The 23,127-nt window shown below is 51.2% G+C and carries 22 protein-coding genes; 15 read left to right on the forward strand and 7 right to left on the reverse strand.

The window, feature by feature from the left end; genetic code table 11:
* Window positions 1-15 precede the first annotated feature (15 nt).
* The 7 genes from MKZ15_RS03365 (at window position 16) to MKZ15_RS03395 (ending at window position 6,332) form a co-directional block, all read left to right on the forward strand.
* Entirely contained in the window at window positions 16-921 is a 906-nt protein-coding gene (locus MKZ15_RS03365) for an ABC transporter ATP-binding protein (RefSeq protein ID WP_155607278.1), read from the forward strand.
* Window positions 914-2,197: an ABC transporter permease gene (locus tag MKZ15_RS03370; RefSeq protein ID WP_339819838.1), complete on the forward strand. Its 1,284-nt coding sequence runs from the start codon at window positions 914-916 to the stop codon at window positions 2,195-2,197. The genes MKZ15_RS03365 and MKZ15_RS03370 overlap by 8 nt, the downstream gene beginning before the upstream one ends.
* A 12-nt stretch (window positions 2,198-2,209) precedes the next feature.
* Window positions 2,210-2,410 carry a hypothetical protein gene (locus MKZ15_RS03375; RefSeq protein ID WP_193416638.1) on the forward strand — a complete coding sequence of 67 codons (201 nt, stop codon included), beginning with the start codon at window positions 2,210-2,212 and terminating at the stop codon, window positions 2,408-2,410.
* Between the two features lie 127 nt (window positions 2,411-2,537).
* Window positions 2,538-2,804, forward strand: a complete 267-nt coding sequence (locus MKZ15_RS03380; protein WP_339819839.1) for a hypothetical protein — start codon at window positions 2,538-2,540, stop codon at window positions 2,802-2,804.
* 468 nt (window positions 2,805-3,272) lie between these two features.
* A complete protein-coding gene (locus tag MKZ15_RS03385; RefSeq protein WP_339819840.1) occupies window positions 3,273-3,953 on the forward strand; it encodes a response regulator transcription factor in 681 nt (226 codons plus the stop codon).
* A complete protein-coding gene (locus MKZ15_RS03390; RefSeq protein ID WP_339819844.1) occupies window positions 3,950-5,761 on the forward strand; it encodes an ATP-binding protein in 1,812 nt (603 codons plus the stop codon). Before MKZ15_RS03385 ends, MKZ15_RS03390 begins: the two co-directional genes overlap by 4 nt.
* Complete coding sequence (locus MKZ15_RS03395) at window positions 5,748-6,332, forward strand: hypothetical protein (protein ID WP_339819847.1); 585 nt, start codon at window positions 5,748-5,750, stop codon at window positions 6,330-6,332. Before MKZ15_RS03390 ends, MKZ15_RS03395 begins: the two co-directional genes overlap by 14 nt.
* 57 nt (window positions 6,333-6,389) lie before the next feature.
* Here MKZ15_RS03395 and MKZ15_RS03400 read toward each other — a convergent pair whose 3' ends face one another.
* The 3 genes from MKZ15_RS03400 to MKZ15_RS03410 form a co-directional block, all read right to left on the reverse strand.
* On the reverse strand, window positions 6,390-7,211 hold the full coding sequence (locus MKZ15_RS03400; protein WP_155607273.1) for a carbohydrate ABC transporter permease: 822 nt from the start codon (window positions 7,209-7,211) through the stop codon (window positions 6,390-6,392).
* Window positions 7,208-8,077, reverse strand: coding sequence for a sugar ABC transporter permease (locus tag MKZ15_RS03405; RefSeq protein WP_155607272.1), 870 nt, complete (start codon window positions 8,075-8,077; stop codon window positions 7,208-7,210). The genes MKZ15_RS03400 and MKZ15_RS03405 overlap by 4 nt, the downstream gene beginning before the upstream one ends.
* Window positions 8,078-8,228: 151 nt before the next feature.
* Entirely contained in the window at window positions 8,229-9,239 is a 1,011-nt protein-coding gene (locus MKZ15_RS03410; RefSeq protein WP_339819849.1) for a substrate-binding domain-containing protein, read from the reverse strand.
* A gap of 381 nt (window positions 9,240-9,620) precedes the next feature.
* Between MKZ15_RS03410 and MKZ15_RS03415 the strand changes: the two genes are divergently transcribed.
* From MKZ15_RS03415 to MKZ15_RS03430, 4 genes are all read left to right on the forward strand, one after another.
* Window positions 9,621-10,895 carry an extracellular solute-binding protein gene (locus tag MKZ15_RS03415; RefSeq protein WP_339819851.1) on the forward strand — a complete coding sequence of 425 codons (1,275 nt, stop codon included), beginning with the start codon at window positions 9,621-9,623 and terminating at the stop codon, window positions 10,893-10,895.
* A gap of 165 nt (window positions 10,896-11,060) precedes the next feature.
* A complete protein-coding gene (locus MKZ15_RS03420; protein WP_193416631.1) occupies window positions 11,061-11,333 on the forward strand; it encodes a metal-sensitive transcriptional regulator in 273 nt (90 codons plus the stop codon).
* 20 nt (window positions 11,334-11,353) lie between these two features.
* Window positions 11,354-11,665 (forward strand): rhodanese-like domain-containing protein, encoded by a 312-nt coding sequence (locus MKZ15_RS03425; protein ID WP_155607268.1) that lies wholly within the window; start codon window positions 11,354-11,356, stop codon window positions 11,663-11,665.
* 5 nt (window positions 11,666-11,670) lie between these two features.
* Entirely contained in the window at window positions 11,671-12,078 is a 408-nt protein-coding gene (locus tag MKZ15_RS03430) for a rhodanese-like domain-containing protein (RefSeq protein ID WP_339822273.1), read from the forward strand.
* A gap of 41 nt (window positions 12,079-12,119) precedes the next feature.
* Here the strand turns inward: MKZ15_RS03430 and MKZ15_RS03435 are convergent, their stop codons facing one another.
* Complete coding sequence (locus tag MKZ15_RS03435) at window positions 12,120-12,302, reverse strand: hypothetical protein (protein ID WP_167521247.1); 183 nt, start codon at window positions 12,300-12,302, stop codon at window positions 12,120-12,122.
* A 121-nt stretch (window positions 12,303-12,423) separates the two neighbouring features.
* Here MKZ15_RS03435 and MKZ15_RS03440 point away from each other — a divergent pair, with 121 nt between their 5' ends.
* Window positions 12,424-13,212, forward strand: a complete 789-nt coding sequence (locus MKZ15_RS03440; RefSeq protein WP_339819854.1) for a sulfite exporter TauE/SafE family protein — start codon at window positions 12,424-12,426, stop codon at window positions 13,210-13,212.
* Between the two features lie 124 nt (window positions 13,213-13,336).
* Window positions 13,337-14,479, forward strand: a complete 1,143-nt coding sequence (locus MKZ15_RS03445; protein ID WP_193416629.1) for a phosphodiester glycosidase family protein — start codon at window positions 13,337-13,339, stop codon at window positions 14,477-14,479.
* 164 nt (window positions 14,480-14,643) lie between these two features.
* Here the strand turns inward: MKZ15_RS03445 and MKZ15_RS03450 are convergent, their stop codons facing one another.
* Window positions 14,644-15,507, reverse strand: a complete 864-nt coding sequence (locus MKZ15_RS03450; protein WP_193416628.1) for a DegV family protein — start codon at window positions 15,505-15,507, stop codon at window positions 14,644-14,646.
* A gap of 107 nt (window positions 15,508-15,614) precedes the next feature.
* Complete coding sequence (locus MKZ15_RS03455; protein WP_339819859.1) at window positions 15,615-16,520, reverse strand: helix-turn-helix domain-containing protein; 906 nt, start codon at window positions 16,518-16,520, stop codon at window positions 15,615-15,617.
* Between the two features lie 148 nt (window positions 16,521-16,668).
* On the opposite strand from MKZ15_RS03455, the gene MKZ15_RS03460 reads away from it, so the two are divergent.
* Entirely contained in the window at window positions 16,669-18,105 is a 1,437-nt protein-coding gene (locus tag MKZ15_RS03460) for an MATE family efflux transporter (RefSeq protein ID WP_193416626.1), read from the forward strand.
* 75 nt (window positions 18,106-18,180) lie between these two features.
* On the opposite strand, the gene MKZ15_RS03465 is transcribed toward MKZ15_RS03460, so the two are convergent.
* Entirely contained in the window at window positions 18,181-20,061 is a 1,881-nt protein-coding gene (locus tag MKZ15_RS03465) for an LTA synthase family protein (RefSeq protein WP_339819863.1), read from the reverse strand.
* A gap of 950 nt (window positions 20,062-21,011) precedes the next feature.
* Between MKZ15_RS03465 and MKZ15_RS03470 the strand changes: the two genes are divergently transcribed.
* Window positions 21,012-22,997 (forward strand): DNA mismatch repair protein MutS, encoded by a 1,986-nt coding sequence (locus MKZ15_RS03470; RefSeq protein WP_339819866.1) that lies wholly within the window; start codon window positions 21,012-21,014, stop codon window positions 22,995-22,997.
* The last annotated feature ends 130 nt before the right edge of the window (window positions 22,998-23,127 follow it).

Raw genomic sequence — 23,127 nt, forward strand, 5'->3', positions numbered from 1 at the left:
AGAAGGAGAGGGAATATGGCAAATCCATTGGTTCTGGAAAACGTAATGAAGCAATTTGGCGAGAAGACCGCCGTCGACAACATCTCACTGCAGGTGGAGGAAGGCGAGATTTACGGATTGCTCGGGGCAAACGGCGCCGGCAAAACAACGACAATGCGGATGGTACTGGGTTTAATCTATCCGGACGGCGGGAAGATTTCGTATGACGGGAAGCCCTATGGCCGCGAGTTGCAAGCGAAGATGGGCTACTTACCGGAAGAGCGCGGCTTGTATCCGAAGGTGAAGGTCAGCGACCAGATCATTTACCTGGCGCGGCTGCGCGGCATGTCTGCGGCGGAAGCCGACAAGAGCTTGAAATATTGGCTTGATCGGTTCGAAGTGCCGGAATATTACGACAAGAAGATCGAGGAGTTATCTAAGGGGAACCAGCAAAAGATGGGCTTCATAGCCGCGGTTGTCCATAAACCGAAACTCGTGATCATGGACGAAGCGTTCAGCGGGTTGGATCCGGTTAATGTCGAGCTGCTGAAAGCGACGGTGAAGGAGCTGCGCGATCAAGGCACCAGTATCCTATTCTCCACCCACCGGATGGAACATGTGGAGGAGCTGTGCCGCAACATCACGATTCTGCATCGCGGAAACACCGTGCTGCAAGGCAATCTGCGGGAGATTAAAAAGCGGTATCCTCGTGAAGAAGTGTTGCTGCACACGATCGGTGAAGTGACCGGGCTGGAGCAGATTGCAGGCGTCGAGAAGGTAGAGCGGAAGGAACGCGGTTACCTCGTGCGCATCTCGCAGGTAGCGGCTGCACAAGAAATCCTGCGTAAAGCGATGGAAGTCAGTGAAGTGGAGCATTTCGAGATCAAGGAGCCCACCCTGAATCAGATCTTTATTAAAGAGGTAGGTGAGTCGAATGAATAAAATGGGGACGGTTGTTGGCTTTACTTTTATGAATAAAGTCAGAACGAAATCATTTCTTATTACTACGCTCGTGTTGGCTCTGCTCGTGACCATCGGGATGCATGTACCTTATTTTATCGACAAGTTTACCGGTGGGGACGACAATCCGGCCAAGATCGGTCTTATCTACGAAGGACAGACGGAACTGGCGAAATCGCTTGAGGCTTATACGGCGAAACAGCCGGCAGCAGGCTACACGCTTATTCCTTACGAACAGGCAGATAAAGCGGCACTGCAGGCAGCGATCGATGCTGGAGACATTGACGGTTATCTGCAATTTGCTGAAGGGGACGGCGGTGTCTTCCCGACCGTGACCTACACTTCCAAGAAAGACAGCTTGGGGATGGGGCTGCAAACCGCGCTGCAAGCGGCACTGCAGAACGTCAAGGCGGAGTATTTGACGAAGGGCATGCTGACCGATGAGCAGATTGCCGCGCTGAGCGCGCCGGTGCAAATTGATACGGTGAAGGCTTCGCCGGAAACGGGTGGAAGCGAAACCGGGAATAAGGCGGAAGAGACCGGTGCGATTAACTACGTGATTGTGTACGTATTGATCATCTTGTTCTTCATGACGATCATGATGACAGGGAATATGATCTCGGCCGAGGTTACCGCGGAGAAAAGTTCGCGGATCATGGAAATTCTCATCACGAGCGTATCGCCGTTGGCGCAAATGTTCGGCAAGATCCTCGGGATGTTCTTCATTGGCTTGTTACAGATCGCTATCTTTGCCGGCGTTATTGCGATCAACATTTCATTGCCGTATAATCAGCCGGTGTTGGCGGATTTCAACCTTCAATTGTCCGATATCCGCGTGGAAGTCTTAGTGCTTGGCCTTGTCTTTTACATCTTGGGATACTTCTTATATGCGACACTGTTTGCCGCGATCGGTTCGCTGGTCAGCCGCACTGAAGAGCTGGGGCAGGCAGTCATGCCGATCACGATGTTGTCGTTGGCATCGTTCTATATCGGGATCTTCAGCTTGAGCACGCCAAACTCGCTGCTCATGAAGGTGAGTTCTTTCATCCCGTTCGTGTCACCGGTATCGATGATCGTACGGATTGGCATCGGCGAACCGCCAGTTTGGGAAATTGCGCTTTCGCTGGTTGTCCTAGCCATTGCGATCTTCCTGTTCGGCTGGCTGTCCGCGAAAATTTACCGCACCGGCGTCCTGCTGTACGGCAAACGTCCTACCTTCAAAGAACTGCGCAAAGCCATGAAGGCGTATAAGATTTAAGGAGGGTTTTCCATGACGAAAGAGAAGATGCAAGGCCTGTTGTTGACCATGGTCGGTATGTTGTTCATTGTTCTGGCAATGTACCTCGGTAGAAGCGACATCCAGATGACGGATTTTGGGTTGGGGTTGATGAACGGAGCAGGAATCGGCTTCCTGTTGCTTGCGCTACTTCGTTATGGCAATAAATCGAAGAGAACGAAAAGCACATGGTGAGTAACGGTTAACTGAGACAATTTACAATGCAGGTTTGTGACACGATAAGACCCTTGATTTGTCAAAAACGGTGATAAATCAAGGGTTTTCTTATTCGCTTATCGTGACTGCTCAGAAGGAGGGGCTTGTGAGACAAATTCAATCATTCTTTCATTTATTCATGAGAGAACCCTTGTGGTTTCGTATGGGAGTCGTGATTTCTTTATTGTCGTCTATTGTGTTTAGCAGTTCCGTTTTTTCGCTGGGCGGCTATTCGGATAGCGTGTCGAAGCTCGCAGCCATGATCTTCTTTGGAGCTTTCGGGTTTAATATGCGTAGAAATCGTCGGATTTCTTTCCTGTTCTTTGCCGTTTCCGCAGCCTGTCTGTATTTATCTCTGGATGCTTTACCTTGAATATAACTGAGGTATAGATGTGGTGGAGTGCACTTCATTAAGATAAATCAAAATGGACCCCCGTCATTTCTTCGCTTAATTTCCACAAACGCTTGCCTGCTCATTATCAATAGCCCACGGACGTACGCCGAAACGGGACTGCGAATCTGCCGGGACAGTAACTGCAATGTGGTTATCCTCCAAGAATAAGCCACCGAACCCTTTCCATTCCTGAGATGTGGCCGCCCATGTTTGCGTGGAAGCCCCTTGGGCGATGGTCTTGTAGTCATCCCTAATGGAAATCGAAAGTGCATCTGAATTTGAAGGTAGGGCTTTCCGCGCGGAAAGTCCTTTTTGATGTTCACCCTAAGTTCACACGGCGGACACATCGCTTCGTTATACTTGGTTTTGCAAGGAGGAATGGAGGTGCCGCCCGAATTCATAGAAGTGTAGTGGGAAGGCCAGAATACGAGCATAGGTGATGCCCGAATGAAACGAAGCATATTGCTGGTGGAAGACGACGTGCTGATGCGCGAGTTTATTACCGATTATTTTAAAAAAGAACAGTGGGAAGTTCATGAAGCGGAAAACGGTCGGATCGCGCTCGAGATGTTCGAGCAAACCTCCGTCGACCTGGTCGTGCTGGACATCATGATGCCCGAGATGGACGGCTGGTCGGTATGTCGGCGAATTCGCGGCAAATCGGACGTGCCGATCATTATCATGACGGCCCGGGCCGAAGACGACGACCAACTGCTTGGATTCGAGCTGGGCGCCGACGAGTACGTGACGAAGCCGCTGAGTCCAAGAGTGCTCGTTGCACGTGCCACCGCCTTGATGAAGAGGAAGGAAGGCACGGTCGGCCGAGACAGCGAAACGCAAGTATTCGGCGACTTATCGATCAATCGAGAATCCCATGTCGTAACCGTCAGGGGCGAGCCGGTTAATCTGACGCCAAAGGAATATGAGCTGTTGATCTTTCTGGTTAAGCATACCGGTAAGGTGCTGAGCCGAGAAGCTATTTTGGATGCGGTTTGGGGTTACGATTATTTGGGGGATTCACGGACGGTGGATACCCATATCAAAAAATTAAGAGCCAAACTGGGAGACGAAGGACGGTACATCGCGACCGTGATCCGATCGGGCTATAAATTCGATATGAACCCATGAAAAGGCATAGCGTTGTTTTCAAGTTGTTCGTCGTAACATCGGCTTTGGTCCTGCTGGCCTTCTTGGTGGTGATGGCGGCGGAGGGAGTATTCTTCGAGCGGTTTTACCGAGGAACTAAAATTAGCCGTCTGGCGGGGAGCATGGAGAGCTTCGCCGCGCAGTATAGGAAGCATCCCGACGATGAGCAGCAGGTTTCCCGGCAGCTGGGCGAATTTATGAACCGACACGATGCCAGCATCGCGATTCTGAATCGGGAGTTTACGCAGCTTCACTATGAACCCTATTACATCGATATACGAACTTCGGACGGGAAAACGGTGAAGGTGGTGATTCCGACCGAAGGAACGACAAGCGAGGCGATTCCGCAGGCTGCCATCGGCGATCGGCTAACGGTCGATGGGATGTTCATGGATCAGTTGGATACGATCATGAATCCCGTGAACATCCGCTTGTCGGTAGAGGCGACCCAAGAACCCGACATCGGATTGGTGCGGTCGGAAGGTGAAGTGACGGATCTGCTGCTGCCGGAGCTGAACTCCCGCTCCTATAATCCCTTTTATCAGGATACGCTGATCGATGATGCGCTCCAAACCTGGAGGGCCCAAACCTCTAAGACCCGTCTGCGTGAAGGTTATCCGGTACGCTTCGAATGGCGTGACACATGGAGCGGCGTCGAATACGTAGTGCTACTGCAGCCGCTCGCAAATGAAGGCAAGACCGGCCCACGCTACATGGTTGCGTTAAGCTCATTGCAGCCGGTTGGCGAGGCCGTGGATATCCTTCAACGTTATGTCATTGTGTTAGCGCCGCTGATCGTCGTGCTAGTGCTGCTGCTGTCGCTGATTTTCTCTCGGATGGTTTCCCGTCCGCTGCTCGCCCTGAATCGTACGGCGGCTCGGCTGGCGGAGCTGGATTTCTCCGCGGTGCCGGAGGCCCGGTCCAAGGATGAGTTCGGCGAGTTGTCCCGTCATCTTGCGCGGTTGTCGCGTAATTTGGATCAGGCGCTGAAGGAGTTAACCCGCGCAAACCATCAGCTGCAGCTCGACGTGGAGGAGAAGCGGATCGCAGAAGAGCTGCGTAAGGAACTAGTCGCCAATATTTCGCACGAGTTAAAAACACCGCTTGGCATCGTCAAAGGGTTTGCCGAAGGGCTGCAGGACGGCGTGGCGGACGACAAGAAGGAGCGGTATCTGGCCCTGATCGTCAGCGAAACCGACCGCATGAACGCCTTGATTATGGATATGCTGGAATTGTCCAAATTTGAGGTGAAGAAGGTGCAGCTCCATCCCCGGAGCTTCTCTCTGACCAGCCTGATCAAACGGGTGGCGGAGTCCTTTGACCAGCAGTTGGAGGCGAAGGAACTTCGGATCGAACTGAACCGGAGCCAAGAAGGGGGGAAGTTGCCCCCAGAACGGAATGAAGTCACGGTTTGGGCGGATCCGAGACGCATCGAGCAAGTGATTCTGAACTTATTAAGCAATGCCGTCCGTCATGCCCGAGAGCATAGCACGATTCACATCGGACTGCACCGAGACGAGGATGGGACAATCACGACAAAGATCGAAAATGCCGGCCCTTCCATCGCTGAGGCGGATCTCACTCGGATCTGGGACCATTTCTACCGGGCGGAGCGTTCTCGTGACCGCAAGTCAGGCGGAACCGGTCTGGGACTGGCGATCGTAAAGCATATCCTGGAGCTGCATGGCAGTGAATATGGCGCTTTGAATACGGAGCAAGGTGTAGCTTTCTATTTTACCTTACTAGATAAAGAAACCCAAAACGGAGGAGAAACTCATGATGAAACGTAAAACCCTAATATTCTTGTTGATGGCCCTGGCCACGGTACTGATGCTGAGCGCATGCGGCAGCAAAACCCTTACCGGAGCGCCGCAGAGCCAGAATGCGCCTTCGAATACGGTAGGGGTCAGCGATCCGTCGTCGGCCAATACCAACTCGGGGGATAACACGGCCAACTCAGGCAACGAGGCAGCGACGAACGGCAATCAAGGCGATGCAAACGGTAACCAAGCTGATGCAAACGGCACTGCTAACGGGGATATCCTGATTGTCATTGATCAGACACCCAAACCGCTTGCAGAAGGGGGCAGCTTTGACTTCACCGTCAAGAAAGCGCCGGAAGGTTATATGCTCAAGGAAATCAAGTGGAAGTCGGAGAAAAACGAGATCGTGAATACGCTGAAGGAAGCTATTCAGCATGGGCAAAACGGCGGGAACGGCTTCTACATCAGCGGGAACGGACAGTTTATGGGATTCCTCTATCCCGATGAGATGAAAGGCGAAGAGGGAAAGGTCACCTTCGTATTCGGCAATGAGCAAGGCCAGGAATTGACCTGGGAGAAAGATATCACGTTGAAATAAAAAATGACCCAAGCCATCCGTGTCTTCACGAAGGCTTGGGTCGTTTTGTGTTTGCATTCAGGCTTTGATTGCCCCTTGAGTAATCCCGTTAATGATCCATTTCTGAAGGAACAGATAGACGATCACCATCGGCAGCAACGCCAGCAAGTAGGAGGCGAAGGCCAGATTGTAATCCGTGCTGAATTGGCCCTGGAACACGTACTGCACGAGAGGCAGGGTATATTGGGTCGGTTCAGCTAACAGGATGAGGGGGAGAAGGAAATCGTTCCACGCCGATAAGCTGGACAAGATGGCAACCGTAGCGCTGATCGGTGCAAGTAGCGGAAAAATGATCCGCCAGAAGGTCCCCCAGGTGGAGGTGCCGTCCACTCTAGCCGCTTCTTCCAGTTCGATCGGCACGGAGCGGATGTACCCGACATAGACGAAGACGTTAAACGGCAGGCCATATACAATGTACAGAATGATCAAGCCGGGAATATTGTTCATGCTAAGCTCGGTGGTGACTTTCACGACCGGCAGCATAATGATTTGAAACGGAATGAACATCGCGCTGATAAAGTAAAGATACAGACCTTTGAAGAACTTGCGGTTCATGTTGCGTGCAATGGCATAAGAGACCAGGGAATTGGTCAATAGGATAAAGACAACCGATACGACCGTTACCACGATGCTATTCCCAAGAGCCTGAAAGAAGTCGGTGGCTTCAATGGCCCGCGTGAAATTGCTGAAATGTAGGCCGGTTGGCAAGGAGAAGATAGAGTTCGCCATTTCCTCCGGGTTTTTCAAGGCGATACTGACTGTCATGTAAAGCGGGAACAAAATGAAAAGGGAGCCAAGCGCAATGAGTATTGTCGCGAGCCAATTGATTTTCTTTTTCATAGTTGATCCAACTCCCGTCTTTGCAGAACTTTAATTTGGAACAAGGATATCGCGACGATCACGATGAAGTAGATGACCGCATTGGCCGATTGATAAGCAAACTCGCCGCCGGTGAATCCGCCTTGATATATCAGCAGCGCAATGGAGCGCGTAGCCGTCCCGGGACCCCCTCCGGTTAACGCGACGATCTGGTCGAATACCATCAGGCCGCCTTTCATGGCCAGCACCATATTGATGGTAAAGAACGAAGCGAGCATCGGGAAGGTGATCTTCCAGAACTCCTGCCATTTGGAGGCACCGTCAAGGCTCGAAGCTTCATACAAGTCGGTCGGAATCGTTTGGAGCCCTGCCAGGTAAAGAATCGTATTGTAAGCAATGGCTTGCCATACTCCAACAAAAACGATGCCAATCCATGCCCAGTCCGGATTTCCTAAAAGGTTGGTCGATAATAAGTCGCTCCCAAGCTTCTCGCCCCATACAGGGAAGACGTTGGAGAACAGGTAGTTGAAAATGTATCCGATGATCAGAACGCCAAGGACATTAGGAAGAAAATAAAATGCACGGAAGAAGTTCTTCGCCTTGATTTTTGCATTTAGCCCTAATGCGATCAGCAGGCTGAGGACGTTGATAAGAATGGTCGCCGTAATGGCATACTTGAATGTAAAGATGTAGGCGTCCAGCACATTGGAATCCTTGAACACATTCACGAAGTTTTTTAGGCCGATGAACTCGTACCCGCCGCTAAAGCCGTCCCAGTTCGTGAACGCATAAAATATGCCTTGAAGGGCCGGATAAGTGTGGAAAGCAAAGAATAGCAGGAGAGCGGGTAAGGTCATCCAATAAAAGGCCGCACGGCGTTTGGTCATGAGAGTTCCTCCTCAAAGTGAAAAATGGTTCTTCGACAAACAGGTAGTAAACGTTTACGTTACGTGCAAAGAAAAACGTGAGCGGCATATGGATATCAAGCTTTATCGTATCCGCTTACGTTATTTGCATGATGGACATTCGGTTAGAGGGTTAAGAACCAAACGGCCTCACCGTTTGCCTTTCAATAATGGAGTGGTCCATGATCATGCTGCTTTCCGGTTCCTCCGTTTGGATCATGCGAATCAGCTTTTGGCAGGAAAGATTGCCCATCTCATACAATGGCTGACGGACGGTCGTTAAAGGAGGAACCGACATCCGGGCCAGCTTCAAATCATCATACCCGATAATGGATAACTCATCGGGAACCTTAATTCCATGCTTGGCAGCTACGGAAATAGCAGCGATAGCCATTTCGTCGCTGGCGGCAAATATCGCGGTGAGATCCGGAGCATGGGTCAAGAGCTCTTCCATCGCTTTGCAGCCTGTTTCAAATAGGAAATCGCCATAGGCGATATACGATTCGTTAACCGGGATGCCATGTTGCTCGAGGGCTTTCTTGTACCCTTCGATTCGGGGGATCCCGGCGATCGTATCGTGTTTTGTCCCGCTGAGCAGCGCGATTTTTCGATGACCGTAACGTATTAGATACTCCACGGCATCATAGGCCGCCTGAAAATCATCGACCTTGACATATGGAACGTTGTCGTATTGGCATTCGGTCGATACCAGCACATAAGGGATTTGCATTTGCTGTAGGGTCTGATAGTATTCATCCTTCAGCACTTCGCTGGAGAATATCAAGCCGTCGACCTGCTTCTCGCGCAACACCTGCAAATACTTCAGCGTTCGCTTACCATCCGAATCGGTATTGCAAACCACGACGCTGTATCCATTGTCTTGAGCAAAGTCCTCGACGCCACGGAGAATCTCGGAAGAGAAGAGACTCGATACCGTTGGAAACATGACGCCGATCGTTTGGGTTCTCTTGTTGATTAAGCCGCGGGCTATGGCATTGGGTTGATAACCGATCTCTTCAATCGCCCGATATACCTTGGCCTTCGTACGATCCGAATACCCTGGCAAATTATTGAGCACCCGGGACACGGTTGCGATAGAGACATTCGCTTTTTTTGCGACATCCTTTATGGTTGGATTCATCATTACTCAGCCTCATCCGCTTTAAATTTGGAACCGATTAAGAAGCCTAAGGAGAATACGTAAACGCTTACTCGAATTTTAGATCGTGTCCTTTTATTTGTCAACTTTGTTTTTTGATTGGGGGAGGGGATAGGCTCTAAGAAGTTATTGGCAATTCGAAAAGAGGATTGACAAACAAATTTCCCGGAGATATATTCTAGGTAAGCGTTTACGTAAAATCAGAAGCCGGGTCGAGTTCGACGATTGCCCTCAAGATTGGGTACGTGAGACGGGCTCATGCAACGGCAACAGCACATTTTTTACGCCAAAAACGTAAACGTTTACGTTGGATTTCTGTGAAGTCCTTAGTCCCAAAAACTTATATGATCAGGGGGATTCAAAACGATGAAAAAAATCGTAGCACCCGTATTAGCAGGTCTGTTGGCTCTATCCATGCTTAGCGCTTGCGGCAATGGGAATAATGGCGAAACAAGCAACTCTGGAACGGCATCCGGAAATGGAGCTGCCTCTTCGGGCAAGAAGGTAGAAATCGAATTTTTCCAAAACAAAACCGAAGCGAAAGAGACGTTCGACAAGCTGGTTGCGAAGTTTAACGAAGCCAACCCGAATATCAAAGTAACTCAGGTTAACCCGCCTGACGCGGAAACCGTACTTAAAACCAGAGCGGCCAAAAATGATATTCCCGATGTTGTAGGGATGGGCGCAACGGATGCTTACAAATCGCTGGCGGCCGGTGGAATGTTTAAGGACTTCACGGGGGATCAACTGCTCTCCTCGATTCAACCCGCATATATTCAGATGATGAACGATCTGACAGGAACCGAGGTAGTTAATGGCATTCCATTCTCCGCAAATGCCAGCGGTGTCATTTATAATAAAGCGATCTTTGCAGAGGCGGGTGTAGAAGTACCAAAAACGTGGGATGAGTTTATTGCCGTCGCTGAGAAGTTCAAAGCGGACGGGAAAAATGCCTTCTACCTGACCTATAAAGACTCTTGGACTGTGCTAGTCCCGTTTAATGCATTGGAACCAAGCATCGTAGGGACCGATATTTTCAAGCAACGCCAGGAAGGTACAGTGAAGTTCGCCGATGCCTTTAAAGAAGTCGCAGAGAAGCAGTTAAAGCTCCTGGATTACGGGCAAAAGGATATCTTCGGCAAAGGCTACAACGATGGGAATACGGCATTTGCCAAGGGTGAGTCTGCGATGTATCTGCAAGGGGTATGGGCGATTCCGGAAATCCAAAAGGCCAATCCTTCGATTGAACTGGGCGTGTTCCCATTGCCTGCAACTAATGATTCCGCAAGCAACAAGGTCATTTCTGGCGTAGATACGTTGCTTACGATTGCTAAGAACACCAAACATCCGGAAGAAGCCGCGAAGTTCGTCCAATTCTTATTAGAAGCGGAAAATGTACAGCAATATATCGATGAACAGAAAGCATTCCCGGCCATTACCGGTGTATCGCAAAGCGATCCAATCATGGACGGCTTTAAGGAAGCCTTCGCAGCGGGACAAATATCCGATTTTGCGGACCACTACATTCCAGGGGCCATGAAGCTGGATGCGTTAATCCAAGGTTTCCTCCAGAAGAAGGATATCGATGCCTATTTGAAACAACTGGATACGGAATGGGATAAAGTGTCTAATCGTAAATAAATCACATATCGTAAAGTGCGTGAGGGCGGAGAGCGAGATTCCGCCCTCTTTTTATTTGTGGATAGCTGGGTTGACTTTGGGGGAATTATTCACTACAATAAATACCCGTAGGGGTATTGAGAGGTGAGAGTCAGGCACGTTTGTTTACGGAAAGGAGTGCGGGACATGAATGAGGAACATCTATATGCGGAAGAAGTCAAACGCAGATTGAAACGTATAGAAGGCCAAGTGCGCGGCGTACTTCGGATGATGGAGGAAGGGAAGCCCTGCAAGGAAGTTGTAAGTCAACTTTCTGCGGTACGCAGCGCCGCGGACAGAGCGATGGCGCAAATCGTTGCGGACAACCTGCAGCAGTGCATTTTGGAGGAGCAGATCCAAGGGGGCGACACCAGCCATTTGGTGAAGGAAGCCGTCGAGTTATTGGTCAAGAGCAGATAACCTGAAGGGAGACGATGAACATGGCATTTCAGCCAGAGAAGGAAATTACCCCGGCCGAGCTGGCCGCGCGGATGAAACGGGGCGAACCGGTATATATTCTGGACGTTCGGGAGCCGCTCGAATGGGCCGAAGGCCATATTCAGGGAGCTAAACATATTCCGCTGGGACAGTTGCCGGAACGGCACGTCGAGCTTGATTCGAAGGAAGAGGTCATTGTTATCTGCCGCAGCGGTGGACGCAGCAGTCTGGCTTGCGAGCTGCTGGGTGAGAGAGGTTATAACGTGGTTAACATGACCGGCGGGATGATGGCCTGGCAGGACGAAGTGGAGTGACGGGAATGCTGGTCATAGCTGGAGGAATTTTGTCTGCCGCCGCCGTTTGTGGGTATTTGTTGCGGTTGGTATGGCCTGTCTCGGGTCTGACGTTTGTGGAGGCCGGGGCCCTATGCGGGTTCGGAGTTCCACCTCAGACGAAGAAGCTGGATGTCCGGGACGCCTTCGATTATGAGGAGTGCCACCTGGACGGAACGATCAACATTTCATTGGGACGATTGCCATTTGTTTGGAGTAAGGAGCTATCGCCTGGTGACCCAGTTCTTATTTTGACAGACAACCGTTATGCTGCCATGAAAGCCGCCCGCATCTTAAGAAGACGGGGATTTCAGCAATTATATGCCTTGCGCGGGGAAGTTTGCCGGGTAAGAGCAGCGATGAATCTGTGTATGGAGAAGAAACCCGCCTGCTGATGCAGGTGGGTTTTAAGTATGTTACGATAGGAAATGCAGCGTTATTTAAAGTCGTTTCGGGTCTCGTTGTAGACGACGGTGACGCCCAGGGAAAGATAGGTTTCTTCCTTATAGTGGCATTGCGGACAGGTCTTCAAAGAACGATCGGCGTCCCGTTCGGAAATGAGCGGCTGGCTGCAATTGGGGCAGCGGCTTTCGAACAGTTTCTTCAAAGTGGCGCGCAAGAACCATCACCTTTTTCTGATAAGTTTACTTGGTATTTATTATAACGGTTACTAGCCCGGAAGTACAGAGGAACGAAAAGGAATTTGCACGAGGGACCTTAGACAGGAGTCGAGTGGGAGTATGGATGTTTTGCTGTTTGCGGTAATGGTGGTATTGGGGCTTGTGGGCTCCTTTTTCTCCGGATTATTAGGCATTGGCGGTGCGATTATTAATTATCCGCTGCTACTGTTTGTTCCTGCGGCTCTTGGGGCGGCCCATTTCACTGGGCAGGAGGTATCTTCGATCAGCATGTTTCAGGTGTTGTTCGCCTCCCTTTCCGGCGTACTGGCCTTCCGTAGTCGGACAACGCCGGCAGGCGGCATCCACAAGGGGCTCGTCTTGTATATGGGAGGCAGCACTTTGGTCGGCAGCCTGCTCGGAGGGCTGGTCTCGGGTTATCTGGCGAGTGGCGTCATCAACCTCGTTTATGGTATTCTGGCAGCCGTTGCAGTCGTGCTGATGCTTATTCCAAATCGCGCAGTGCCGGAAACGGGGGCAGAGGCAATCTCCTTCAACCGCGTGATCGCGATGGCTTCCGCGTTTTTGATCGGGATCGTTTCTGGCATTGTTGGTGCCGGGGGAGCATTTATGCTCATTCCCGTCATGTTGACGATCCTGAAAATCCCACCCCGTACCACGATTGCCTCGTCGCTAGCCATTGTGTTGTTCTCTGCTATAGGCGGGGTGGTTGGTAAAATCGCGACGATGCCCATCCCGATGGAACCGGTGCTGTACACCGTTCTCGGCAGTCTCGCCGGGGCCCCGCTGGGGGCTTGGTTCGGGGCGAAAATCAACGTGAAATATCTGCGCTACGGATTGGTGGTCATCATCGCCTTCACGGCAGTGAAGATTTGGTGGTCGCTTTTTTGAGGAATGGGCCCGTGATCGTTGGTTGCGATCGCGGGCCATCTTTATAAGGGTGAAACTTTCGGACTAGAATGAACGTTTAATGTACAGCAAGCTATATTAGAGAGCAAGGGGAGAGACAACCATCATGCCAACGCCTACATTACCTAGCCGTGCGTCGGTGAAGCGGGGAACGGGTGCCAAGAAACGCACGTCCGTCAAGAAACGGCGAAAGCGTGGATTTTTCTTTCTGTTGTCCCGATTGATTATAACCATGATGCTTCTCGGGACGGCGGCGATGATCTGGCTGTTCTTCACCCCGTCCGGCAATAATATGCGATTTTTGATGGCGGATACGTTGATTACGACGCAGCATCGCCATTGGGCAAAATATATCATCGGGCAAGCTGAGTTGGACAAGCGGGTAGCCGCTTACCAGGCTCGGTTCGAACAGATGGGGACGGAGAAGGACACCCATACGATTGACTTATCGAACACAGGTAAAGAGGATACACAGGCGGAGAAGCCACTCGTCGAAATTGAGGAAGTCTCTGGAAACAGCTACCACGGCTATGTGATGACCGTCAACGATCCGACCAAAATTCGTTTAGGCGTGCCGGTCAAACGAGGCAAAGGGGAGAAGGTCTCCAGCATGGTAGAGCGGACCGGAGCTATCGCCGGCGTCAACGGCGGCGGGTTTGCCGATCCGAACTGGAAGGGCAACGGCTTCAAGCCGATTGGCGTGGTCATCTCGCAAGGTAAGCTGTATTACAACGGCATCAGTTCAGGCGCGGCGACGCAAATCGTAGGACTGGATAAGCAGGGGAAAATGATTGCCGGTAAATATACGCTGGAGGAGCTAGATAAGCTGGGGATCCAGGAGGCGGTGACGTTTCAGCCGAGAATCATCGTGAATGGAAAAGGGCAAATCCGCAGCCAAAAGGAAGGCTGGGGGATCGCCCCGCGGACGGCCATGGGGCAACGCGAAGACGGGGCCATCCTGTTCGTCGTCATCGATGGGCGTCAGCCGGGGTACAGTATCGGTGCCAGCTTATACGACGTCCAGCAGATCATGCTCGATCATGGCGCAGTGATCGCCGCCAACCTAGATGGTGGTTCGTCTACCGTATTGGTGAAAGAAGGCGGCAAAATCGCCAACAAGCCTTCGTCCGAATACGGTGAGCGTTATTTGCCGACGGCTTTTCTCGTGTTTGATGATCCATCCAAGGTGAATATCCCGAACATTTGGGAAGGGCTTCGCCCGCAGGATATCGATCCGGGGAAGAAGTGATATAGGTCATATTTTCTTGACTAAGGGATCGGGAATTCGGAAAATATTGAGCACCGCATGATGAAGGAAAGGCCGAGCAGAGGGATACCTATCCCTTCGCCCGGCCTCTTTGATATGAGATACTCCTCCACCGGTTGTATATCTTCTGGCTGTCCAAATTTAGCTTATATGGCGGAATTCGGTTGCCGAAGGTACATGATGGCGACCGTCCGTGGGCCGCAGTGGCAGGAGATGGCACATCCGCCTTCAATAATTGATACTTCCTTGACATCCGTCTTTTCAAGGAGGGTATTCCTGATGAAGCCGGCGGCTTTTTCGGCTAGCGTCTGTGCGACGATGATGAGCTCCCGATCAACCTTGTGGACGTTGTCGATGAAGTTATGAAGCATTCGTTCGATTGCTTTCTCGGTTTTGCCGCGGTATTTATCGGCGGAGATGACCAGCCCTTCCTTCACTTTCAACACGGGCCGGATTTTAAGCAAGCTTCCGATCATATACTGAACGCTGGAAGCGCGCCCCCCCTTATGCAAGTAGTCAAGACTGTCCACTAACACCTCAATTTCGACCCGTTCCCGCATTTCCTCCAGCATACTGACCAATTCGGAAGGGCCGGTCCCCTGCTTGGCGGCGATGGCAGCCTTCAGAACCAACAATGCAATACCGCCGGAAACGTTCAGGGAATCCACGACGTGTATGCGTCCTTCGGGAAATTCAGCTGCGGCGATCAATGCGTTTTGGTAAGAGGAAGAGAGCTTGGATGACATGCTGATATACACGATCGTATGCCCTTGCTCAATCCAAGGTGAGAAAGCGGCGATGAAATCGGCCGGAGCCGGCGCTGCCGTTCTGGGCAAGACTCCATCCTCATCGACCCGTCGATAGATGTCGGCGGTGGTAATCTCTAGTTTATCTTTGTAGGCGGTCTCGCCGAAAACGACATAAAGCGGAACAATGCCGATATCATATGCACGGGCCCAGGTCTCCGGCAGATCCGAGATGCTGTCGGCAAATATTTTCACAAGTGTCAATCCATTTCCCCCATTTGGCTTAAGTAAAAAAGCGGTTTCTTTGAATTATAGAGGAGTCCTGAGCGATAATCAAAAAACCAATCCCCGGGATCACGGAAAAAGGTAGCCTATTCATTGTTCCAAGTGAATCGCTGGCGATATTTCCGCGGGGACATCCCTTCGGTCTTACTGAAGCAGGCGGTGAAATATGCGGCTTGGTTAAAGCCGACTTGTTCGGCAATTCGCTCGATCGTCAGATCCGTTTGAAGGAGCAACAACTTGGCTTGCTCGATGCGAAGGCGTTGCAGATAAACGGCAGGCGAACAGCCGAACACCTTCTGCATGCAACGGGCGATGTACACCGGGTGGAAATTGATGCTCTCTCCAAGCTTTTGCGCGGAAAAGGTCTCACAGTAATGCTCGCGTAGATAGGAGGCCGCCTTCTCGGCGCAGGCCGACTGCGGAGGAAGTCCGGCAGGGGCGGACGAGGCGGATAACTCCACGATCACGTCTTGAAAAAGGGCCTGCTGGCGCAGTCGGACGCTGTCCAAATGAAGGTTTCGGTTCAATTCGACCAGTTCGTTCAGCAGGGTGATGATCTTTTGCGGCTGGGCCAGCTTCGTATATTGGGGCAGGGGGACGATATACGACGTAGCGGTAAACGGAGGCAGGGAGATCGAACCGGGGACGTCTTTATCCGTCATGCTGCATCCGCAATGCCGATAGGCTTCGTCCTCAACAACCCTCCAATCGCCCATTAATTGAAAATGCAGCCAATGGTGCAGGGTATCCTCCCGGCAGCCTTCCAGCGCATAGTGATAGCAGTCGGGACGGAGAATCAAGGCGTGTCCGGCCGTCACCTCGTAATCGCGTCCTTCCTCCCCGATGAATAAACGCCCGTGTTCGACGACTAATAGGTCGAAGGCGCCGATATTTTGCCGGCTCGGATGCTTGCCGCCCACCGGAATAACCGCCGAACCGCTGACGATATAGTGAGGGAGTGGGGGCGCGGTAAATTCAATAATAGGAGGCAAAAGGTACCAGCTCCTCTTAAGTTGGAATATTGAAAGATTGAGTTGATTCAATGATACATCAAGATGAGGTTAACATCTATAATGTGTTTCATGTTAACACGATGACAGGGAGTCCATTGGATTCTCCGATATCCAGGAGGTTGTAATAATGAAGAAAATCAAGGGCGGCGAGAAGGATAAATTTTCCCTCTGGCTGCTCGCTTGGCCTATATTTATCGAATTGTTCCTGCAAATCCTGCTGGGCACCGTCGACACGTTGATGGTCAGCCGCATATCCGATAATGCGGTGGCGGTCGTCGGGTTTTCCAACCAGCTGTTTAATGCGCTGACTACGCTGTTTGCTACGGTAGCGAGCGGCGCGGGGATCGTCATCGCCCAGAAGATCGGCTCGGGCCGCGAAGAGGATGCCCGGACCGTTGCCATTATTGCCTTTAAAGTAACGGCTGCGATCGGGATCTTCCTCAGTATCCTGCTGATCGCCGTACCGGGGCCGATCGCCACGATGCTGCAGCTTCCGGACGAACTGCTGCCGCTGGCCAAAGTCTACATTTCCATCGTTGGCGGCGGGATGATATTGACCGCGATGATCTCCATGCTAGGGACGGCGATCCGCAACACCGGGAATACGAAGGGCCCGATGTTTACGGCGATCGGCATGAACGTCATCCATATCTTCATGAACTATTGCTTTATATTCGGAGCCTTCGGATTTCCGCAATGGGGGTTAACCGGGGTAGCCATTTCGACAGTGATTAGCCGTTTGATCGCTACGGTTGTGTTGCTGTTTATTTTCCTGGGTACGTTCCAGCGGCGGATCGGGATAAAGGATATTCCGGTGTTTGACCGCAAGCTATTCAAGGAAGTGCTCGTGATCGGCTGGCCGCTTGGGGTCAACTCGGCGAGTTGGGTGTTCTCGCAGCTGGCGATCTTCTCGTTCCTCGCGGTGCTTGGCTCCACCGAACTGGCCGCCAGGACGTATATGAATACGCTGGAGTCGTTTTGCTTCATGTTAGGTTTCTCGTTGGCAATGGCGGCGCAAATTCAGATCGCCCATCTTTACGGAGCAGGCAAAACGAAGGAAGCGTATCGTGCGGTATACCGGGTGTTGGCCTTCGGACTGCCGCTGGTTATCGTCAACGCGTTTATTCTCGTGTTGTTAGGTCCCAAGCTACTGGGGCTGTTTACGCAAGATACCGATATCTTGGCCTTATGCGCTGCGTTGCTATGGCTGAATCTGCTGCTGCAGCCTGGTAAAATGATTAACATGGCACTTGGCAACTCCTTGAATGCAGTAGGGGACACCCGTTACACAATGGTGATCTCCTTGATTTTCATGTCGGTGGTGGCAACCGGTTGTTCGTATTTATTTGGGGTATCGCTGGGTTGGGGAATCATTGCGATTTATGCCAGCATGATCAGCGACGAATATATCCGCGGCGTGTTTTCATTCTTCCGCTGGAGAGGGCGTAAGCATCTACGCATGAAAGAGCAGGAGTTGCTTCATGAACGCGGATTAAGCCAGGAAGACCAAAGGCAAGCGCTAGAGAAAACAGCAATGGAGGGAGTTGCCACTCCGGCGTTGTAAGGGTGAAGAAAAGAGAGCCGCAGGACATCCCGATTCGGGATGCCTGCGGCTCTGATTTTTTTGCAAATCCTCGTGTCATTCTTTGTTTTCTTTCACCCGGTCGGGCAGCTGTTGCACGTAACTGTCGCTGAGGCGGAGCAGTTCAAGCGCACGATTATATTCGCTTTCCGTCGTCAATGCTTGCTTCACGCCATCTTTCGCCAGCGGGTACTTCGTACCATCGTTGTACCAAACCCCTGGGATAAATAACGCCTGATCGTTCAGGAACGAGCCGGACGGAAGATAATAACGCTGCGGTAATAAGTTGTAAGACGTCTGGTTCAAAATATCCTCACCGAAGTGGATGTGGTTATCGAGATTCACGCCGAGCAGGTTAGCCACCGTTGGCAGGATATCAACCTGGCCGCCGACATTGTTCATAACCGCAGGCGTGTTGACGCCAGGGGCATGAATGAGCAGCGGAATGTTAATCATATCAATATAGCTGTAATCTCGGCCGTAGATCTCTTTCATCAGCTCAAGTCCATGTTTGTCCAGCGAATACATCGGCAAGCCAAGATGATCTCCATAGATCATAACGACGCTGTTGTCCCAAATGCCTCTTTGCTTCAAGTCCTGAATAAATTGGCCCAACGCGTAGTCTGCATAGCTTTGCGCCCGCAGATAATCGCCAACCATATTGTCCTGATAACGCTCCGGCAGCTGGATTTTATCCTTCTCATGCGGCGTCGTGAACGGATGATGCGCCGTCATCGAGATGACTTGGGTATAGAAAGGCTGTCCGGTTTGCTGCATGCGATCCAGCTCTTCGGCTGTTTTCTTGTACAGCACTTCATCTGAAGGTCCAAAGAATACGGTGTCCTCTGTACCAAACCATTTCTGGTCATAATAACGGTTAAAGCCAATCGCTTTGTACAGTTCGCCGCGATTCCAGAAATCAACGACGTTGGTATGGAACGTCGCGGTATCATAACCTTGATCCCGCATGAGTTTCGGCAAGCTCGGCAATTCCTTGTCCGGGTAGTTTTGCGTCGCCGCCTCATTATATGGAATATAGAATGAGGTATTGACGACAAATTCAGCATCGGAGGTGTTACCTTGACCAACCATTTGATAGAAATGGTTGAAGTACGTGTTTTCCTTGACCAGCTTGTTCATGTTCGGCGTCACTTCCTGGCCGTCGATCTTCAGGTCGATTAGGAAGTTCTGGAACGATTCCATCTGGATGATGATCAGGTTCTTGCCTTTGGCAGCACCGAAATACTTCGGTTCGGACGGGGCGGTAATGCCCTTCAACTTATCGATTTTCGCTTGCGAGATCTGGTTTTTATCGACCAGCTCTTCCTTCTTGGTGCTGGAGAAAATCGTGTATGTTTCATAGTTCAGGATGCCCATTTGCTCGGCTTGCTTAATTTCGTTCATGCTAGCCCGGTTCGGCCATATGTTGAAGATGCACAGCAGCAGAGAGAAGCCGAAGATGCCGGCGATTACGCCAGTGCTGGCTTTTTTTAGATTAAAGAAAGCTTTAAGCTTCTCGGCACGCTTCTTCCGGAACAGCCAGAAGCCGATTATAACGATATCCAGAAAGATCAACAAATAATAAGGCGCCAGCAGGGAGAACACGCTGTTCTTCACGGCGGTGACCTGATTGACCTGCTGCAGGGCAGTATAATTTACAATTACCCCATAATATTTATGATACATAACGGCTGCGAAGAATATCGCGGTAACGATCAAGTTTACAGTTAGATAAAGGCCAATCTTACGTTTGGAGGAGAACCATTCAATCAGGCAGAACAAAACCCAGATAAACGGGATTTCCTTCAGCAATGGCCCCCAAGCAGGAACTCCATCAAAAATGGCCGTCCAGACGAGATAAATCTTCAAGATCATAATGACGGAGAAAAAGACAAACGGCTTGATGTTGGCGAGCCGGATGCGATTGAATTGTGACACTTCGTTTCCTTCCTTTCCGCAAAAGCTCCTTTAGTTGAATTTAATGCCGAGTTAACAATTTTAACGCCCCATATATAATACATGAAATGATCGTAAGAATAAAATTAATCAATTCACTCAATTAGCAAGATATTCCACTCAAAAAGGGATGAAGTGCGCATAAACTCGGATTCTTGACGAATAGCGCCTCTTTTTGGTAAATTAAAGGTATTCCTTCTTTTTGAATTACCTATTTAATGAAAATCAAAAAGTCAGGTTTGGAGCACCGAGAAGGTTGAATGAAGCTTGGGACTGAGTAGCGGAGCGTAGCCGGAGGCTACGAGAGCAACGGAAGGCCCGGGTGAATTCAAGATTCGAAGTCGAAATTACTTCTTGGCCCACTTCGTGATCGAAAGATGACTTTTTGAATTACCTAGTTTAATGAAAATCAAAAAGTCAGGTTTGGAGCACCGAGAAGGTTGAATGAAGCTAGGGACTGAGTAGCGGAGCGTAGCCGGAGGCTACGAGAGCAACGGAAGGCCCGGGTGAATTCAAGATTCGAAGTCGAAATTACTTCTTGGCCCACTTCGTGATCGAAAGATGACTTTTTGAATTACCTCTAAAGAGGAGAGATATTGATGTCGGTGAAGGTTCTTAACTAGTTAACTTCATAGAGACGGTTACACAGGGTACAGGAACGTGCCGCTTGAAGTTGGAGCGCGCCCGTATTTTTCCGTACGCTTGTTTCGGTCTATGAATGAGTTAAGAACACACGCGGGACATCTTGCAGCTTCTCCCTAGCTGCCGTCATCATGATTATGATGAAGCCGTGCTGTTTTCAGCACGGCTTTTTTGATTTTCTGATCGGCATCAGCGGGAGAGGTCTAGGCAAAGGATGGCATACGTGCCGTCCTTTGCCTTTTTTGATTTCAAAAAGAAGGAATGACAACCCATTTGAAGGAGGTTCTACCTTGAATACATTTTCGAGTAGTACGTTGGAATATGAGAGCATTAAGCAGGAGTTGCTGGGATACGCGGTATCTTATGCCGGTCGGCATCGAATCGAGGAGCTTACGCCGATGGTGGAAAAACGGGCAATCGAACGGGCGATCGCGGAAACCGCGGAAGCGCTCGCTTTATACGGGAAAGGGGCCAGTGTACCGCTGCCCTCTCTGGAAGGGATTGAGTGGGTCGTCTCTTTGCTAGGCACGGGTTATTTGTTCACCGAACAAGATCTGATGGCGGTGCAGACGTTCCTGCACAGCTGCGGGCAATTGAAGAAATATATGGCCTCTAAAGGCGAAATGGCCTGGCGAATTGGCATTTATGCGACCGACCTACAAGATTTACCCTCGCTGCAGCAGGAGATCCTTCGTTGTATCCGGTTCGGGGTGATCACAGATGAAGCGAGCCGGGAGCTGGAGAAGACGCGCAAGAAAATCGCGGTCGTCAAGGAGCGGATTCAGAAGCGTATTCAGTCCGTCATGGCTCGCCATGCTTCCATTTTGCAAGAGAACATTGTGAGCGTCCGCGGTGGCAGATATGTGATTCCGGTTAAAAAGGATTATTACAAGCAAGTCAACGGGCGTATGCTGGACCAGTCGACCAGCGGGCAGACGGTGTTCATAGAACCGCAGGAGGTTGCGGCGCTGCAGGGAGAGCTGGAGCTGCTTCAAGGAGAGGAAGCCCGGGAGGAGGCCAAAATCTTAGGTTACCTCGCCGGATTGGTCGAACGAGAAGCCGCTGTCCTTGTTCGGAACATCGAGATCACGGGGACGTACGACTTCATATTTGCCAAAGCGAAATATGCGGCAGCGATTGGTGGTGCCCCGGTACAGCTGAGCGAGAGCGGTGACACGGTGATTCGAGGGGCAAAGCATCCGAAGTTGCTGCAAACGATGGTTCCTCTGGATGTAGCGATTGGCGCCGATTACCGGACGCTGATCATCACCGGCCCTAACACCGGCGGGAAGACGGTTGTCCTAAAGACGGTGGGCCTGCTGTCCTTGATGGTGCAATCGGGCCTGCTGGTGCCGGTCTCGTCGGACAGCCGGTTTGCGGTATACCAAGGCATCCGCGCGGTCATCGGGGACGGACAGAACCTGGAGCAGTCGCTCAGCACTTTCTCTGCTCAGATCGGTGCCCTGGTGGAAATCTTACAGGAGGCAAGGCCGTCTACCTTGGTGCTGATCGACGAGTTGGCCGCAGGTACCGACCCGGGGGAAGGGATCGCGTTATCGATCGCGGTATTGGAGGAGTTCGCACGCAAAGGTTCTACAGTGATGGTTACGACGCATTTTAACGAACTTAAGACGTTTGCCTCTCGAGCGGAGGGCTTCGAGAACGCCCGTATGGAATTTGACGCCGAGACGCTGCGCCCGTTGTATCGCTTGACCATCGGGCAATCCGGCCGCAGCTATGCGATCGAAATTGCCCGTAAGCTAGGGATGTCCGGCGGAATCATCGAACGCTCGCAGCATATCGTCAGCCGACAGCAATTCACTGATGGCTCTGGAAGCGGGGGCATGCGGTGGGACGAAATCGTGCCGCCGAAGCGATCCTCAGCGCCAGCCGTGTCAATGCCCCGGGGTCGCCGAGAGACAGGCGGTGATGGGAAGGAGGCGGAAGGAGCCCCCGAAGAAGCTGCCGAAGCGGTGATCCAACCCTCCCGCAAGTTTGAGGTTGGCGACGCTGTCCTGGTGACGTCCATTGGAAAAATCGGCATCGTCGTTGAACCCCCGGATTCTCGAGGAATGGCATGGGTTCAGGTTCAGAAACAGAAAATCAAAATCAACCATAAACGGTTGAAGCCATATCTCAAGAGCGAGTCGCTATATCCGGAGGACTACGATCTTGATATCGTCTTTGATTCGAAGGAGAACCGGAAAAAGCGCAAGCTGATGAGCAAACGGCATGTGGAGGGCATGGTTATCGTCACAAAGCCGGGAGAAGATTAATCTCTGGCGGTATTAAGCCGCGGCGCTTGGGATGGCAGGATAAAATAGCGCGAGCATAAAGGGCAGTCTAGCCCCTTATGCTCGCGCTTCTTTTTTATCGAACGTGGGTAAACCTGGTATAAGGAATGTA

It is taken from the genome of Paenibacillus sp. FSL R7-0216, from assembly GCF_037969915.1.
Taxonomy (GTDB): Bacteria; Bacillota; Bacilli; order Paenibacillales; family Paenibacillaceae; genus Fontibacillus; species Fontibacillus rhizolycopersici.

Bases quoted from the DNA above. Each gene is read 5' to 3' on its own strand.
- MKZ15_RS03365 (WP_155607278.1), top strand. From the start codon at position 16: ATGGCAAATCCATTGGTTCTGGAAAACGTAATGAAGCAATTTGGCGAG.
- MKZ15_RS03370 (WP_339819838.1), top strand. From the start codon at position 914: ATGAATAAAATGGGGACGGTTGTTGGCTTTACTTTTATGAATAAAGTC.
- MKZ15_RS03375 (WP_193416638.1), top strand. From the start codon at position 2,210: ATGACGAAAGAGAAGATGCAAGGCCTGTTGTTGACCATGGTCGGTATG.
- MKZ15_RS03385 (WP_339819840.1), top strand. From the start codon at position 3,273: ATGAAACGAAGCATATTGCTGGTGGAAGACGACGTGCTGATGCGCGAG.
- MKZ15_RS03390 (WP_339819844.1), top strand. From the start codon at position 3,950: ATGAAAAGGCATAGCGTTGTTTTCAAGTTGTTCGTCGTAACATCGGCT.
- MKZ15_RS03395 (WP_339819847.1), top strand. From the start codon at position 5,748: ATGATGAAACGTAAAACCCTAATATTCTTGTTGATGGCCCTGGCCACG.
- MKZ15_RS03400 (WP_155607273.1), bottom strand. From the start codon at position 7,211: ATGAAAAAGAAAATCAATTGGCTCGCGACAATACTCATTGCGCTTGGC.
- MKZ15_RS03405 (WP_155607272.1), bottom strand. From the start codon at position 8,077: ATGACCAAACGCCGTGCGGCCTTTTATTGGATGACCTTACCCGCTCTC.
- MKZ15_RS03410 (WP_339819849.1), bottom strand. From the start codon at position 9,239: ATGATGAATCCAACCATAAAGGATGTCGCAAAAAAAGCGAATGTCTCT.
- MKZ15_RS03415 (WP_339819851.1), top strand. From the start codon at position 9,621: ATGAAAAAAATCGTAGCACCCGTATTAGCAGGTCTGTTGGCTCTATCC.
- MKZ15_RS03420 (WP_193416631.1), top strand. From the start codon at position 11,061: ATGAATGAGGAACATCTATATGCGGAAGAAGTCAAACGCAGATTGAAA.
- MKZ15_RS03425 (WP_155607268.1), top strand. From the start codon at position 11,354: ATGGCATTTCAGCCAGAGAAGGAAATTACCCCGGCCGAGCTGGCCGCG.
- MKZ15_RS03430 (WP_339822273.1), top strand. From the start codon at position 11,671: ATGCTGGTCATAGCTGGAGGAATTTTGTCTGCCGCCGCCGTTTGTGGG.
- MKZ15_RS03440 (WP_339819854.1), top strand. From the start codon at position 12,424: ATGGATGTTTTGCTGTTTGCGGTAATGGTGGTATTGGGGCTTGTGGGC.
- MKZ15_RS03445 (WP_193416629.1), top strand. From the start codon at position 13,337: ATGCCAACGCCTACATTACCTAGCCGTGCGTCGGTGAAGCGGGGAACG.
- MKZ15_RS03460 (WP_193416626.1), top strand. From the start codon at position 16,669: ATGAAGAAAATCAAGGGCGGCGAGAAGGATAAATTTTCCCTCTGGCTG.